Here is a 16,462-nt window from a genome sequence, read left to right as displayed (position 1 = left end):
GAAACATCCTTTTTTCTTCAGTTTTTTAATTCAATTAAATAGGCGACTTAAACACGTTCAATAATCGTGGCAATACCCATACCGCCACCGACACATAAGGTCGCAAGTCCAGTGGTCAAATCTCGGCGCTCCAATTCATCTAACAAGGTGTTAATCAAAATTGCCCCTGTTGCCCCTAATGGATGTCCCATAGCAATCGCACCACCGTTGACATTCACGATATCCATATTAAGCCCTAGGTCTTTTGCCGTTTTCATTGGCACCGCTGCAAACGCTTCGTTAATTTCCCATAGGTCAATATCGGACACCTGCATATTCGCCCGAGCTAAGGCTTTTCTTGCGGCTAATGTCGGACCTGTTAGCATAATCGTCGGTTCTGACCCCACCACTGCCGCCATCGTGACTTTGGCACGGGGCTTTAAATTCGCCGCTTGTCCCGCTGATTGACTACCAAGCAGACATAACGCGGCCCCGTCAACGATACCTGATGAGTTGCCGGCATGGTGCACATGGTTAATTTTTTCAATCGTGGCATATTTATCTAAGACTACTTTATCAAAGCCCATTTTTCCTGGCATGGCAAACGAGGGCTTTAATTCTGCCAAGCGTTCAACGCTGGTATCAGCGCGAATGGTTTCGTCATGGTCTAAAATCATCAGACCATTGATATCTTTAACAGGAATAATCGATTTAGCAAAATACCCTTGCTCAGAAGCCTGCTGGGCTCTGCGATGAGACTCGGTGGCATATGCATCAACATCACTGCGACTAAACCCTTCTAACGTCGCAATCGTATCAGCACCGATGCCTTGTGGGGCAAAGCCGGTGGCGGTATTGACACGTGGGTCCATGTACCAAGCCCCGCCGTCTAACCCCATTTTGACACGGCTCATAGACTCCACGCCACCTGCCACCACCATATCTTCCATGCCTGACATGATTTTACTCGCGGCTAAATTAATCGACTCTAGCCCTGATGCACAAAACCGTGATAGGGTAACGCCTGCCACCGATTCTGCCCAACCGGCATCAATTACCGCAATTCGGGCGATATCCGAGCCTTGCTCACCAACAGGGGTGACACAACCTAGTACCACATCATCCACCAACTGTGTGTCCAACTGATTGCGCGACTGTAAATTTGTCAGCAGTTCTCTGATTAACCAAATTGGGGCGACTTGGTGCAAGCTGCCATCGGATTTGCCTTTGCCACGCGGCGTGCGGATAGCATCATAAATATAAGCGGTATTACTCATTTGATTTTCCTTAATCATGATTAAAATTTGTCAATTGCTAATGGCTAATCCTAATATCTGATACCAATATCTAGGCTAGCTAAAAAGTGGCGCAGCCATATAAAACGATGAGTTACATAAAACGAGACGCCAACTCTTTCATGATTTCATTGGTACCGCCATAGATTTTTTGCACTCGGGCATCGGCGTATAATCGGGCAATCGGATACTCCAGCATATAACCATAGCCACCAAATAGCTGTAAGCATTCATCCGTGACTTTGGCTTGTTTATCCGTGGTAAAGGCTTTTAATAGAGCGGCATGTTGTACGGTCAGTTTTTTGTTAAGATGGGCCTCGAGTGCCGCATCACACATCGCCCTGACGGCAAGGTAGTCCGCATTACATTCGGCAAGTTTAAATCGGGTATTTTGGAATGACCACACAGGCTTGTTAAAGGCGTGGCGTTCTTTGGTATATTCGATGGTAAGTTCAATCGATTTCTTAATCGCCCCGGCCGCCGCCAAAGCAATGATTAAGCGTTCTTGTGGCAACTCTTGCATCAACTGAATAAAACCCATGCCCTCCACACTGCCCAATAAGTTTTTTTGTGGGACACGCACATTATTGAAGAACAACTCTGAGGTATCTTGTGATGATAAACCGATTTTCTCTAAGTTGCGACCCCGCTCAAAGCCTGCTAAACCATCGGTTTCTAACACCAAGAGAGATACCCCTTGAGCGCCTTTTTCGCGGTCGGTTTTACAAGCGACGATAATTAGGTTGGCTAACTGACCATTGGTAATAAAGGTTTTAGAACCATTTAAAATGTAGTCATCACCGTCTTTAACGGCATAGGTTTTGATAGCTTGCAAATCTGACCCCGTCCCTGGCTCGGTCATCGCAATCGCACCAACCAATTCGCCCGTTGCCATTTTTGGTAACCAACGCTGTTTTTGCTGTTCACTGCCATGATGCAAGATATAAGGTGCCACAATACCTGAATGCAAAAAGCCACCAAATCCGCTCAAGGCCGCATCGGCTTGGGCATAAATCAATGCCGCTTCATGACGAAAGTCGCCACCGGCACCGCCATACTCTTCAGGCATCGATGCACATAAAAAGCCCATCGAGCCTGCTTCAAGCCATGATTCTTTATCCATCATGCCGTTTTTTCGCCACTCGATGTCTTTGTCAATCCAAGTTTGAAAAAACTTCTTGGCAGTATCTTCTAGCATGGCGACTTCTTCGTTCATCCAGCTTGATTCAAAATGGTTGATCATCCTTGATTCCTCGTTCGTTATTGAGAGATTAATTGAACCGTTATAATAGTAATATTAATTACTACCTTAAAAAATTGCTCGGCTATTTATAGTCATTTATCCTTAAATTATATTACAAAGGTAATTTATATTACCATTGTAATACCAACTAAAAACCCTAAGATTATGATTAAATAGCCAAATAATGCCGTCATCATAACAAAGATAAAAAATGAGAACAATATTGTCTGTGGATATGGTAACCTATATTACTATTTTTTAAATATCTAAATAGAGAATGTTATGACTGCGTTGAAAAAGCCAATGACGCTTGGACGTCCTAGTAATGCAGTGGGTGATTTAACCTTACTTGCGCAGATACGACCTGCAACCTTAGATAAAATCGAAAAAAGTGTGATTACGCTGTATGCCAGTGATGAGAGCGAGGTCGCTGCGGATAGTGTGACTATGCAGTCAATTGCAAAACACGCGAACGTGTCACTGCAGACCTTGTATAAATATTTTGGCGATAAAAACACGCTGATTTATGTGATTTTAGATCGAGTGCTTAGTCGCCTAGCCGCTCGAATGATTGACCATTTGAGCGGTATTGATAGTGTCAAAGACCGGCTGCGTAAGACGCTATGGGTGATGTTTGATTTTGTTGACCACAATCCTGATGCGGTATTGTTTTTTTCTACAGCGATTCCTGTCTCCCACTATCAACATATTGCCATTTATGAAAACAAGGATTTGATGGAAGCTTTTTTGCAAGTGTTGTCGGATGGGCAGCAGCGTGGGGAGCTTAATCAAAATGTCTCGCTTAAAACCTTATTAGATGTGTTTATGGGGTTTATCACCCGATTGGGGCTGATGCACGTGTTAAGAAACGCTGCCAAACCGATGACAGCTGACTTTGATCCTTTGTTTGATATCCTATGGCAAGCTATTTCACGGCATGACTAAGAGAATAACGCATTTTACAAATACACGAACAACAATCTAGGAATGTTTGTCCGCTATTATTAATAAATGAACGGTCCAGCACTGGCTGTAGCGCTTGCGCGCTATGTTTTTCTCTACGCAGAATAGCATTTATCTGTCCACACACCCTTGCGCTATCAATAAACAATAAATTAAAGCAGTTAGCAAATTCCGCTATATTCTTATCAATTATAATTATTAAGCTTTGTTATTATTCTGTGGAATAATAGCGCCATTCGATGATGTTTGATAGCGCTTGATAGCATTTCATCTCGAAAAAAATGAAAAATTTTGAGGATAAGGACAAATTGTCCTAAATATTGCATAAGGTATTGTAATGAAAAAAGTTTCTGCTCTACTTATTTCGGGGTTTAGTATTAGCTTGCTATTAGCAGGTTGCGAGCAAAATACCACCAAATCTGCCAATGCGGCAACCACCAATGAAGCACAGACCAATGACACTAAGAGCGGTGATTCAAAACCACTTGAAGAAGTGCGTATCGGATTACAAAGTTCAGGGGCGTTGGTGTATTTGCGTGAAAGTAAGCTGCTTGAAAAGTCGCTCGAAAAATCGGGCATCAAAGTCAATTGGGTGCAGTTTCAATCGGGACCGCCGCTGCTAGAAGCGCTAAATACCAACAATATTGACTTTGGCACCACAGGGGACACGCCGCCCATTTTTGCCCAAGCTGCGGGTAGTAATCTAGTGTATGTGGCCTATGAAAAACCTTCACCACAGTCTGAAGCCGTCATTGTCCCCGCGAGTTCAACCTTAAAGTCAGTGGCTGAATTAAAAGGTAAATCTGTGGCGGTGACTAAAGGCTCTAGTGCCAACTATACGTTACTAAAAGCATTGGAACGTGACAACTTGAGCTTTGCTGACATAGATGTCAAGTATTTACAGCCATCTGATGCCCGTGCTGCCTTTGAATCAGGGAAACTAGATGCTTGGACCGTTTGGGAGCCTTATCTATCGAGTGCTAAAATTGAGCTAAAAGCGCGAGTGTTGACCGATGCTACAGGTCTTAAGCCCAATAATACATCGTTTTATTTGGCATCAACGGATTTTGCTCAAAAACATCCCGATGTGGTTAAAGACATTGTCAAAGCCATTGATGAAGCGGATAAAGCCATTACCGCTGACCCGGTAGCTTTTAGCAAAATGATCCAAAAAGTCACCAATCTAAAACCTGACGTGGCGTTAGCCTCGGTGAAATCAAGAAATTACGGTGTCAACTATATCACCGATGACATCATTCAAGCGCAGCAGCAAGAAGCGGATACTTTTTATAAAAATAAATTGCTGCCAAAACAAATACAGGTAAAAGATATTGTCTGGTATCCACCCAAGTAAACCCTATGGCTAGTAAAAAAGGGTAGGTAACCTTTATGACGCTAGCTTGCACTTACTACTTTGAAGCGATACAGCCGACAGTTAAGCTTTTAACAGTCATTAATAAAGTTGCATTGATAAATTTGCATTGAGAGATTGTTTATGAAAACGTCAAGTTTTGTTGCGGATAATTCAGTGGTAGCGGCATCAAAGCCGCTACCGACGAAACCGATAAGGGTGAATGCGCCAGTCAAGACATTGTCAACCCGCAAGGTTGTTAAAACCCTATTTGGGCGTACAGGGGGTTGGTGGTTGCCGTTACTCATGTTGGCGGGTTGGCAACTGGTAGCAAGTTTTCAATTACTGCCTGAAGCTTACCTTAAAAATATTTCGTCACCCAGTGCCGTTCTTCAAGCAGGCTATGAACTCATAAAAAGTGGTGAGCTTTGGCAGCATCTCGGTATCAGTGCGCTGCGAGCGTTTGCGGGGTTGTTGATTGGCGGGTTGTTTGGGTTGGGGTTTGGGCTATTGACCAGCACTTTGCCTGTATTTCGCACGTTATTGGATACCACCTTTCAAATGCTGAGAAACATCCCACATTTGGCATTAATTCCCCTGGTCATCGTGTGGTTTGGGATTGATGAAGCGGCAAAGGTTTTTTTGGTGGCAGTTGGCACATTTTTTCCGATTTATTTGAATACCTATCACGGCGTTCGTAATGTAGATAAACATCTGGTCGAGATGGCAAAAAGCTATGATTTAACAGGTTGGGCATTGTTTAAAGAAGTGATTTTGCCTGGGGCATTGCCGAGTATTTTGGTGGGGGTGCGTTTTTCATTGGGCATTATGTGGCTGACGCTGATTGTGGCGGAAACCATTTCGGCTACCACAGGCATTGGGTATTTAGCCATGCACGCTCGCGAATTTTTTCAGATTGATATCATTATGTTCTCAATCTTGGTTTATGCATTATTAGGGTTTTTAGCCGATTTTATTGCCAAAAAGCTTGAATTTGTTTGGCTCAAATGGCACCCCGCTTATCAACAAGGAGCACACTAATGTCAACGCCATTGTCAGCACCATTGTCAGCGTCATCCAGAACGCCATCAAAAACCTCAGCAGGATTGGCTTTAAGCTTAACCAATGTGGTCAAAAAATTTGACAATCGAGAAGTCATTAAAAACCTAGATTTGCACATTCAAAGTGGTGATTTTATCGCTATTGTCGGGCACAGTGGCTGTGGCAAATCAACACTGCTGCGTTTACTTGCTCAGTTAGAAACGGCGAGTAGTGGGGAGTTGACAGCCATGTCAATTGCCAATCAAGCAATGTCGCCTCAGGCATGGCGACAATCTACGCGGCTGATGTTCCAAGATGACCGATTATTGCCTTGGAAAACAGTGCTGGAAAATGTGGGGCTTGGGCTAAAAACGCCAGACTGGAAAGCGCAAGCGTTGAAAGCGTTAGCGGAAGTCGGCTTGGCAGAGCGGGCTGACGATTGGCCATCGGCATTGTCAGGGGGGCAAAAGCAGCGAGTGGCTTTGGCTAGAGCGATTATTCATCGTCCCCAGCTGTTGCTACTTGATGAGCCATTGGGAGCGCTAGATGCATTAACTCGTCTTGATATGCAGCAACTGTTGGTTAAATTATGGCAAGAACATCGATTTACGGTGATTTTAGTGACCCATGATGTCAGTGAAGCGGTCATCACTGCCGATAGGGTGATTTTAATTGAACAAGGCAAAATTGGACTGGACTTGCCAATCTTATTGCCGCATCCTCGTAATAACATGACTAAAACTGCGCCACTTGAGCAAATTGTGCTGGATAAGATTTTAGCGGTGCATTGAGTCTCCCTATCGCTCAATGACAAGCCACTGATACCTTTTGGCACTCTTTGGCACCCTTTATTTAGCAAAAGCCCATTAAAAAATTAATGGGCTTTTTTAACGATAAACTTAATCGATTTGATTTTTTCTGTCTAGGCTAGTCAAAGCTTTGCTCAGCGCTTTTATTGGCGCTAAGTCAGTAAGTAAAAAACACCTAAACATTATGCGGTCACAGTACCGCCTGTTAGCATAATTTCTTATATTCATATCAGTTATGGTTATTAAGTATAATCAATAATTTATGAAATAATGCCTTTTTTATTTGATGCAAGTGTTATATCAATATTGGGAGAAAGGAGCGTGAGGTCATGAAATTTTTAAAAAATGAGGATAATTGGTCGGTTGTGCTGGGACTATTTATTGTGGTGGTGATTTGCACCTTGTATATATTGCAAATACCTATCGCCAACTTAAATGTCAAAATAAAACCTTGGTCAGACTTTAGTGAGTTATTTAACCTAATTAGCCATTCAATCCTAGGACTGCTAAGCTTAGGAATTGGTTTCGGGTTACTGCTATTTTTGGGCGCCAAATCAGCGCAACCTGAAATAAAGTTACCCCTATTTTTAGCCAAATTTATCCTATTGTTTTTGATGGCGGCGGGCATTTTGATTTTAAGCAGTAATAAGACTGTCAAAGCATGGCAACTAGAAAGTCCTTTAGTAGCCTTGTTCATTGGTCTGTTACTTGGCAATTTTACCTCAATTGCTGATAAATTAAAGGAAGTGCTGAGAACCGAATACTATGTCAAAATTGGTATTATTTTAATGGGGGCGACCTTACCCTTCACTACGATTTTAAAAGCGGGTCCGGCGGCCATCGTACAAGCCTTAATTGTTTCGGTTGTGACTTTTTCTACCATTTATTTCGTAGCAACAAAAGTGTTCAAGCTTGATAACCGATTTGCAGCGACCCTTGGGGCAGGTGGTTCGGTGTGTGGGGTGTCAGCGTCGATCGCCATTGGCGGTGCCTGTAGAGCCAAGCATGAGCATGTGGCGGCGTCAATTTCGTTGGTGATTGTGTGGGCGGTAATTATGATTTTTGCGCTGCCATTTGCTTGTAAGTTATTGGATTTGCCCCCTGCGATTGCCGGTGCTTGGATTGGAACGTCTGAATTTGCAGATGCTGCTGGTTTTGCGGCGGTTGAAGCGATTGGTAATGAGTCTGCTACCCAAGCCTTTACATTAATGAAAGTGGTAGGCCGAGATATGTTTGTTGGATTATGGGCATTTTTGGCAGCTTATTTATCGGTCACTGTCTGGGAGCGTGCTTCAACGAACGAGCGAATTGATAAATCAGAGATTTGGCGTCGATTTCCTAAATTTATTATCGGTTTTTTTATTGCCTCAATCATCACTACCTTATTTGTATTGATTGCACCCAACGCTGAAGCCTTTAATAAACAAGCATTGGGTCTTATCAAGGACTATCGCGGTTGGTTTTTTACCTTAACGTTTTTATCAATTGGTATGACAACGCGATTTAAAGCATTGGCAAGCGTGGGCATTAAACCTGTACTTGCGTTTACAGCGGGTGTTTTGGTCAATCTACCGCTAGGCTATTGGCTCTCTAACCATGTGTTTGCAAACTATTGGATAAATTTATGATTACCCAATCAACCACTATCAAAAGTCAAATCCCATTGCCAAAGACGGTGTTAGCGCAATTTGGCTTTAGCAATCATTGCTCCCAAGCCGTCTTTGATACGTGGGAGTTAAAAAAAGCCCTCAAAGCAGCGGGGATTGATGAAAATCAATATCAGCTGACAGTAAATTATCACCGGCAGTGGGGATATTTTTGATGGTTTGAAAAAAACTATGGCGACAAATTAGCTTTGTTATTGGTTTGAAATTTATCCAACAATTTACCTGTTGGTCTAAGCCCTGAGATAAGCCCATTAAAAAATTAATGGGCTTTTTTTATGTTTACCCAATCAATTAAATGACATGCTGTTCATCACATTTCTTGCTATAGATAGCAAAATATCTTGGTTATCTTTGCGAAAAAAAATCTTTACCATGATGTCTTATTCAAGCATTTAGCGGTAAGGAATTAGCATGACGGATTTTAATCAGCCACTTGATAAATATGCCAAAGCGCAACGCATTGTCACTGATGAGCAAGCCATTCAAGCTGCCAAGCAAGTGGCGGATTTTGCCCTCATCAAGCGCGACGAGCGCGACCAACAGCGACAATTACCTTTTGCAGTGATGGATCTATTTAGCCAAACCGGGCTTGGCGGCATACGTATTCCCAAACAATATGGCGGCGCCGAAGTGTCAAATCGCACCTTGGCAGACGTCTTTCGCATTTTGAGCAAAGCCGATGCCAATATTGGTTTGATTCCACAAAATCAAATCAGCCTACTCAATATCATCAATATCATCGGCAATGACAGTCAAAAAAGCTTTATTTTTGGCGAGATTTTATCAGGTAGTCGCTTAGCCAATGGCGGGCCAGAACGTGACACCAAAGACAGCAAAACCTTGGCAACGACATTGACCATTGCCAACAATGGTTACTATCTTAACGGGGAAAAATTCTATTCAACAGGCAGCAGTTTTGCCGATTACTTGGCGATTAAAGCCTTACACCCTGAGGGTCATGTGGTACTTACCATTATTGATAAAACCGCAACGGGCGTTGAGGTAGTAGATGATTGGGATGGTTTTGGACTGCGTACCACCTCAAGCGGCACGGTCAAACTCAACCAAGTCAAAGTCCTACCTGAGCTAATTTTTGATGAGCGCTTGCTTAGCGATGCACCGACGTATCGTGGGGCTTATTCTCAGCTGATACAAGCGGCGATTGATGTCGGAATTGCAGAAGGGGCGTTTGAAGATACCTTAGCTGTGGCAAAAAAAGCCCGTCCCATTGTCGATGCCAAAGTCGAAGCTGCGCGCTTTGAGCCGTATTTGCTACAAGTAGTGGGAAAGTTAAAAGTACGCTTGGATGCGGCTACCCTATTACTGCAAGAAGCGGCTGATTATTTGGATGCGCTGGATAGATTGGATTTTGTCACCGCAGAAGAGGCAGCACTCGCGTCTATCAAAGTGGCAGAAGCCAAAGTATATGCCAATGACGCCGCTCTCACGATTTCTGAAAAACTGTTTGAAATTGGCGGTAGTCGTTCATCACTTAGCGAGCATGGCTTGGATCAGCATTGGCGAAATGCCCGCGTGCATACTTTGCATGACCCAGTGCGCTGGAAGTTACACGCATTGGGCGATTATTACTTAAATCACAAATTGCCCAACCGTCATGCTTGGATTTAGAAAGTAAGGAAAACACCATGTCAGATACCATCACCCGTCCAGTAACGGACGCTCAAGCCTCGCTAGTCAAACCTGCGCCAGTCGCCCATATCATCAAGTCGGACAACGAAGCATTAGAAATCGCCTATCAGCTTGCCCAATCGTTTAAACAAGAACGTATAAAACGAGACCGCGAACGGCTATTACCCTTTGCAGAAATTGAAAGCTTGAGCCAATCAGGGTTATGGGCAATCACCGTGCCAAAACGCTTTGGCGGCGCTGATGTATCAAGTTGGACCGTCGCTCAAATCATTGCGCTATTGAGTGGTGCAGATGGGGCGATTGGGCAAATTCCGCAAAATCATTACTATGCGTTAGAAGTATTAAAAAACACGGGGACAGAAGCCCAGCAGCAACGCATTTTTGCTGAAGTATTACAAGGGGCGCGGCTAGGCAATGCGTTGGCTGAGTTTAAGCCCAAAAATGCCGTTGATAAAACCACCAAACTCACCTCGACGGCAGGCGGTTATCTAATCAATGGCGAAAAATTCTACTGCACAGGCAGTCTGTTTGCACACCGTATTCCGACCTTGGTAAAAGATGACAACGACCGCGAATTTTTGGCATTTGTGCAGCGAGGTGCCAAAGGTCTCACGCTGATTGATGATTGGCAAAGTTTTGGTCAACGTACCACAGGCTCAGGCACGGTCTTATTTGACCAAGTTTTTGTGGATAAAGACGATGTCATTGCTTTGGATACAGCCTATCAAAACCCAACGGTTTGCGGGCCGTTTGCCCAGCTGTTGCACGCCGCCATTGAGACAGGTATTGCACGTGGGGCGTTTGATGAAACCTTGGTACAAGTGCGGCAAGCTCGTCCTTGGATTGATTCGGGCGTGGATAAAGCGACCGATGACCCACTCACGCTATTGCAAATTGGGCGCAGTGCGGCAGATGTGCGAGCGGTGGAGGTGTTGCTCAAACACGCTGCCCAAACCATCGATGCCGCTCGTCCAACGCCCAATGAGCAAAATATTGCCCAAGCGTCATTGGCGGTCGCGGCAGTGCGCGCATTAAGCACCGAAGTGGCACTAAAAACCTCCTCACAGCTCATTGAGCTGGCAGGCAGTCGCGGTAGCCAACGTGACAAAGGGCTAGACCTGTATTGGCGAAACGCACGGGTGCATACCTTGCACGATGCGGCACGGTGGAAATACTACTTTATTGCCAATTATGCACTCAATGGGGTATTGCCGCCACGGCGAGGGACGTTGTGATGGGTGAAATGGTAAAAAAAGAAAATAACCCGCCAAAGCCGATTATTCTCAACGCCTTTGATATGAATTGCGCTGGGCATATCAATCATGGTTTGTGGACGCACCCAAGGGATGAATCTTATCGATTCAATGAGCTTAGCTATTGGACAGGCTTGGCAAAAACCTTGGAGCAAGGGCTGTTTGATGGGTTGTTTTTGGCGGATATCACAGGCTGTTATGACGTTTATCAACATAACATTGATGTGACCCTTAAAGAGTCGGTGCAATTGCCAAGCCATGACCCGACCACCTTGGTGTCTGCCATGGCGTCGGTGACCGAGCATTTGGGCTTTGGTATCACTATAAATTTAAGTTATGAGACGCCTTATCAATTTGCTAGACGTATGGCGAGTCTAGATCACTTAACCCAAGGTCGTTTGGGATGGAATATCGTGACAGGGTATTTGGACAGCGCTGAGCGATTGATTGGTAATCAAGGGCTAAAGGCGCATGATTTACGTTATGAGCAAGCGGACGAGTTTTTGCAGTTGTGCTACCAGTTTTGGGAAGGCTCATGGCAAAACGATGCAGTCAAAATAGACAAACAGACGCGCATTTTTACTGACCCTGCCAAGGTAAAAGCGATTCACCATCAAGGGCGTTTTTACCAAAGTGACGGCGTTTTTCAAGTGATGCCGTCTATTCAGCGCACGCCGGTGTTATTTCAAGCAGGGGCATCAGCCAAAGGTTTGGCATTTGCCACCCAGCACGCGGAGGCGATTTTTATTGGGGGTGGTGAAAAATCAGCGATTAAACGGCAGGTGGAGACGATTCGCCAGTTGGCAAAAGCACAGGGTCGCAATCCCAATGACATCAAAGTGCTGATGGGAATCACAGTAGTGACTGACAAGCGTCACGACCTTGCCCAAGCAAAACTGGCAGAATATGAAGGCTATGCCAGTAGCGAGGCAGGATTGGCACATTACTCAAGTTCGGTGGGGATTGATTTATCACAGTATGCCGATGACGAGGTGATTGCCTACCAACAAACCAATAGCATTGCGTCGGTAAACCAGCGCTTTCAGCAGCAGCAGGTTACCAAGGCGCAGCTGATAGCCGAGCATCGGTTAGGGGGACGCTATCCGCTAATCGTGGGTGATGGACGTGAGGTGGCTGAAGCATTGTTGACCTGGGTGGACGAGACAGGGATTGACGGTTTTAACGTCACTCGCACGGTCACGCCTGAGTCTTACGAGGATTTTATTCAGTATGTCATTCCTGAGCTACAACGTCGTGGACGCTTCAAAACCGAATACAAACAAGGCAGTCTACGCCACAAGCTCATTGGCAAAGGTGAGCGGTTACCCAGTTCACACCCAGTGCAAAGCTTTCGATATTAAGGGCTTGTTTAGAGGATATTTTTTAGTGCTATCAGTTTTTTATGTTTTAAGCAGCTATTTCTAAGCAGCTATTTTTAAACCATCATTTTTAAGGAGCTATTATGGCAATCGCAGCAAAACATCGTGCTACTGTTTTAGGGGTAACTATCATTGCTGTCTTGGTGTTACTGAGCGGCTGGGCATTTTACAATAAAAGCCAAGCATCAAACGTCACCAAAGATAAACCGTTAACCATCGGTATTAGCCCGCCTTTTGCCAATCCACTTAAAGAAGCAGTCGCGGCGGCGAAACAGCAAGGTATCAACGTTAAATTAGTCGAGTTTACGGATTGGAATACCCCAAATGTAACACTTAACAGTGGCGACATCGATGCCAATTATTTTCAACATCAGCCGTTTTTAACCAATGCACTCAAACAGCATCCAGAGTATAAGCTATCGGCTTTGGGGAAAGGGGTTGCCACCCATGTCGGTTTGTATTCTAAAAAATACCAAAGCCTAACAGCATTGCCGACGCGTGCCCGTGTGGTGGTGCCAAATGACCCTGTTAATCAAGGGCGAGCGCTACTACTGCTGCAACAGGCAAAATTAATTGGGCTAAAAGACCCAAATAATTTTCTGTCTAACTTAAACGATATCAGCAGCAATCCAAAACAATTGCAATTTGTTGAAGTCGAAGGCCCGCAGACCGCAAGAGCGGTTGATGATGCTGATTTGGTGTTTAGCTACCCGCATTATTTGCGCTTAGCCAAAACCATTGACCCCAATCAAGCCTTAATCCTTGATGATACCACCAACAACCGCTATGCGATTTTATTTGTCACCCGGGATGATTTTGCCCAAAAAAATCCTGAACGAGCCGAACAGCTGAAAAAATTTATTCACATTTATCAAACGTCACCCAACGTAAAACAAGTGCTTGATAAAGAAATCGGGGGAAAACTTTGGTTTCCAGGTTGGACCTCGTAATGCGTTAACAAGTTTTAGCCATAACAATTACAAAGGATCATGCTATGCAGTCGTTTACTCATATTACCCAAGATGACAGTCATTCATCACCTCCCTATATCCGAATCGATAAGGTCAATAAGTTTTATCAAGGACAAGCGCAAGCGATTCATGCACTAAAAGATATCTCGCTTGAGGTGCCAACAGGCAAAATTCTGGGTATTATCGGCAAAAGCGGGGCAGGCAAATCATCTTTATTACGCATTATCAACGGCTTGGAGTCGATTAGTGATGGCCATGTTTATATCGATGATAACAATGTGGCGGCACTCAACCAAGCACAGTTACGACAGCTTCGACAAGGCATTGGTATGATTTTTCAGCATTTTAATCTGCTGTCGAGCAAAACGGTACAAGACAACGTCGCCTTGCCATTAAAAGTCGCCAAGGTAAGTCAGGCTGATATCAATAAACGGGTGGCGCAAGTGCTAGAGATGGTGGGGCTCAGTGATAAAGCATTGATGTATCCTTCTCAGTTATCAGGCGGTCAAAAACAGCGGGTGGGCATTGCGCGGGCGCTCGTGAATGAACCCAAAATTTTATTGTGTGATGAAGCCACGTCAGCACTAGACCCAGAAAGTACCCAGTTAATTTTGCAGTTACTCAAGCAAATTAATAAAAAACTTGGCATTACCATTGTGCTCATTACCCATGAAATGCAAGTCATTCGAGATATTTGTGACCAAGTGATTGTCATTAACCAAGGGCAAATCGTTGAAACAGGACCGGTGTGGAAAGTATTTGCCTCACCCATGCACACCATGACGCAAGAGTTACTAGGCTATAACCAGTCATCCATTGATTTGGGTGAGGATAAACTCACCGACAAACACAATGCCACTCATACCTTGCTCAATCTAAGATACGTTGCCCCAGTAAAATCTGCGCCTGATTTAAAAGCAATTTTTGCGCAATTTGAAGCGCCCGTCTCTTTGTATCAAAGTCAAGTGGATACCATTCAAGGCTACTTGGTAGGCAATATCGTCGTTGGCGTCGCAACCACGGGTTTAGATGTCGCCCAGTTGGCGCATCGCTTGGGTCATCAAATTTTGCATGTGGAGTTAATCGGTTATGCTTGAGTTGTTACTGACGGGGTTGACTGATACGCTGATTATGGTTGGCGTATCAGCGATTTTAGCGTTTTTATTGGGGTTGCCGATCGCATTGTTATTGGTCAATTCAAGCGAGCAAGGTATTGCCCCATCATTTTTGACCAATCTAAGTTTGGGTTGGTCGGTGAACATCGTGCGTGCTATTCCCTTTTTGATATTGATGGTGGCTATTATTCCAGCCACTCGAATGATTGTCGGTACAAGCTATGGTGTGTGGGCAGCCGTGGTACCGTTAACCTTAGCAGCGACCCCTTTTTTTGCTCGAATTGCCGAAGTGAGTCTGCGTGAAGTTGACCCAGGGCTCATAGAAGCGGCACAAGCGATTGGCTGCAACCGTACACAGATTATTCGGTATGTCTTATTGCCCGAAGCATTGCCTGGCATTATTGCCGGGTTTACCGTGACGATTGTCACCATGATTAATTCGTCTGCCATTGCTGGCGCGATTGGGGCGGGGGGCTTGGGCGATATTGCCTATCGTTATGGCTATCAGCGCTTTGATGTGCAAATGATGGTATCAGTCATTGTGGTTTTGGTGACATTGGTGATGTTGGTGCAAGCCACAGGCGATAGTTTGGCTCAATGGGTCGATAAACGCCAATTGTAGCCATGCAGATTTACCACTTTGATATGGCAAATTTGATATAGCAAAAAATCAGCTAAATAATGCAGATATTGTTGTTTCACAAACGGCTTAATTTTTCGTTTAATGGGCTTATCGAAATGTCATCGATTTATCTGATTACACTAAATTAAGGAATAAAGATGTCTGCGACTCAACATCTAACCAATCAATCAAATCCAGCCATGCCACTCAATATCGTTGCGGTATCAGGTGGGCTCAACACACCATCAAAAACCGAAAGTCTGGTACAAAATATTGTAGATGAATTGGCACAAGCCACGCCCATCAACGTACATTTTATCAAACTTAGTGAAATCGGGCCTTTACTCAGTGGGGCGATTTATCGTAACCAACTGCCAGAGCGAGTACAAAACGACTTGGCAGCGATTGAGGCGGCGGACGCCTTGATTGTAGGAACGCCAGTGTATCGCGCGTCTTTTACCGGATTGTTTAAACACTTATTTGACTTTGTGGAGCAAACCGCGCTCGTGGATGTGCCGGTATTATTGGCTGCCTCTGGCGGTAGCGATCGTCATGCACTGGTTCTAGAGCACCAACTTCGCCCATTGTTTAGTTTTTTCCAAGCCCAAACATTACCAATAGGCGTGTATGCGACGGATAAAGACTTTACCCCAGAATACACCGTCTCAAGCCAACAGTTGCGTGACCGTATTGTGTTAGCGGTGGCGCGCGCGTTACCGATACTTGAGTGGGCACCCGCCAAAGGCCGACGCGCCCAAGCCATTAAAGAAAAATCAGCGCAAGCCAATCAGCAGTTAGGCATTAATAAACAAGTCGAACAAGCCGAAATATTACCCTCTGTGGCAGTGCCAGATTTATCGAGTGCCGAAGCCAGACTACACCCGCAAACTACTCAATCATCCCCTAAAAACCATCCATCCGTCGCCTAAAGGGCGCATGTCTTAGTGCGTATTAGCTGATATCAAAGGTTCAGTATGAGTGAATACAACCCGAGCAACAAACTGTTTGGGTTATTCAAATTTTGTTTTTTGTGTGATTGGTATATGTAATTTTGGAATATGAATTTGTTTGATAGGCGTTTGTTGTCCTAGGCCGCTCGGCTTACACTAATTTTATTCATTATC

General features: G+C 44.5%; 15 protein-coding genes. 13 read left to right on the top strand and 2 right to left on the bottom strand.

The genetic code is table 11. The features are described 5' to 3' along the window. Positions 1 to 47: 47 nt before the first annotated feature. On the bottom strand, positions 48 to 1,256 hold the full coding sequence (locus RT034_RS03820) for an acetyl-CoA C-acetyltransferase (protein ID WP_007117086.1): 1,209 nt from the start codon (positions 1,254 to 1,256) through the stop codon (positions 48 to 50). 112 nt (positions 1,257 to 1,368) lie between these two features. Continuing rightward, positions 1,369 to 2,517 (bottom strand): acyl-CoA dehydrogenase family protein, encoded by a 1,149-nt coding sequence (locus RT034_RS03815; RefSeq protein ID WP_313013858.1) that lies wholly within the window; start codon positions 2,515 to 2,517, stop codon positions 1,369 to 1,371. Positions 2,518 to 2,799: 282 nt separating this feature from the next. On the opposite strand from RT034_RS03815, the gene RT034_RS03810 reads away from it, so the two are divergent. The 13 genes from RT034_RS03810 to msuE all read left to right on the top strand — a co-directional run bounded on the left by RT034_RS03810 (position 2,800) and on the right by msuE (position 16,267). Beyond that, positions 2,800 to 3,462 (top strand): TetR/AcrR family transcriptional regulator, encoded by a 663-nt coding sequence (locus tag RT034_RS03810; RefSeq protein ID WP_313013856.1) that lies wholly within the window; start codon positions 2,800 to 2,802, stop codon positions 3,460 to 3,462. A gap of 355 nt (positions 3,463 to 3,817) precedes the next feature. Further along, positions 3,818 to 4,834, top strand: coding sequence for an aliphatic sulfonate ABC transporter substrate-binding protein (locus tag RT034_RS03805; protein ID WP_313013854.1), 1,017 nt, complete (start codon positions 3,818 to 3,820; stop codon positions 4,832 to 4,834). 141 nt (positions 4,835 to 4,975) lie between these two features. Beyond that, on the top strand, positions 4,976 to 5,872 hold the full coding sequence (locus tag RT034_RS03800) for an ABC transporter permease subunit (protein WP_138018502.1): 897 nt from the start codon (positions 4,976 to 4,978) through the stop codon (positions 5,870 to 5,872). Then, complete coding sequence (locus RT034_RS03795) at positions 5,872 to 6,663, top strand: ATP-binding cassette domain-containing protein (protein WP_313013851.1); 792 nt, start codon at positions 5,872 to 5,874, stop codon at positions 6,661 to 6,663. Before RT034_RS03800 ends, RT034_RS03795 begins: the two co-directional genes overlap by 1 nt. Before the next feature lie 347 nt (positions 6,664 to 7,010). Beyond that, positions 7,011 to 8,309: a YeiH family protein gene (locus RT034_RS03790; protein ID WP_313013848.1), complete on the top strand. Its 1,299-nt coding sequence runs from the start codon at positions 7,011 to 7,013 to the stop codon at positions 8,307 to 8,309. Further along, positions 8,306 to 8,503 (top strand): hypothetical protein, encoded by a 198-nt coding sequence (locus RT034_RS03785; protein WP_007117079.1) that lies wholly within the window; start codon positions 8,306 to 8,308, stop codon positions 8,501 to 8,503. The genes RT034_RS03790 and RT034_RS03785 overlap by 4 nt, the downstream gene beginning before the upstream one ends. A 256-nt stretch (positions 8,504 to 8,759) precedes the next feature. Next, positions 8,760 to 9,977: an SfnB family sulfur acquisition oxidoreductase gene (locus RT034_RS03780; RefSeq protein ID WP_313013845.1), complete on the top strand. Its 1,218-nt coding sequence runs from the start codon at positions 8,760 to 8,762 to the stop codon at positions 9,975 to 9,977. A 17-nt stretch (positions 9,978 to 9,994) separates the two neighbouring features. Next, entirely contained in the window at positions 9,995 to 11,233 is a 1,239-nt protein-coding gene (locus RT034_RS03775; protein ID WP_313013843.1) for an SfnB family sulfur acquisition oxidoreductase, read from the top strand. An 8-nt stretch (positions 11,234 to 11,241) separates the two neighbouring features. Continuing rightward, positions 11,242 to 12,612, top strand: coding sequence for an LLM class flavin-dependent oxidoreductase (locus tag RT034_RS03770; RefSeq protein ID WP_313014141.1), 1,371 nt, complete (start codon positions 11,242 to 11,244; stop codon positions 12,610 to 12,612). A 101-nt stretch (positions 12,613 to 12,713) separates the two neighbouring features. Further along, positions 12,714 to 13,580: a MetQ/NlpA family ABC transporter substrate-binding protein gene (locus RT034_RS03765; protein WP_313013839.1), complete on the top strand. Its 867-nt coding sequence runs from the start codon at positions 12,714 to 12,716 to the stop codon at positions 13,578 to 13,580. Between the two features lie 44 nt (positions 13,581 to 13,624). Beyond that, positions 13,625 to 14,698: a methionine ABC transporter ATP-binding protein gene (locus tag RT034_RS03760; protein ID WP_313013837.1), complete on the top strand. Its 1,074-nt coding sequence runs from the start codon at positions 13,625 to 13,627 to the stop codon at positions 14,696 to 14,698. After that, positions 14,691 to 15,338 (top strand): methionine ABC transporter permease, encoded by a 648-nt coding sequence (locus RT034_RS03755; protein ID WP_313013835.1) that lies wholly within the window; start codon positions 14,691 to 14,693, stop codon positions 15,336 to 15,338. The genes RT034_RS03760 and RT034_RS03755 overlap by 8 nt, the downstream gene beginning before the upstream one ends. A gap of 200 nt (positions 15,339 to 15,538) precedes the next feature. Then, the gene (msuE, locus tag RT034_RS03750) at positions 15,539 to 16,267 is read left to right on the top strand and encodes an FMN reductase (RefSeq protein WP_096489682.1); all 729 of its coding nucleotides are present in this window, start codon (positions 15,539 to 15,541) and stop codon (positions 16,265 to 16,267) included. Positions 16,268 to 16,462 lie beyond the last annotated feature (195 nt).

It is taken from the genome of Moraxella sp. CTOTU48841 (genome assembly GCF_032061225.1).
Classification (GTDB): domain Bacteria; phylum Pseudomonadota; class Gammaproteobacteria; order Pseudomonadales; family Moraxellaceae; genus Faucicola; species Faucicola cinerea.
This window is presented reverse-complemented; position numbering and strand designations above follow the sequence as displayed.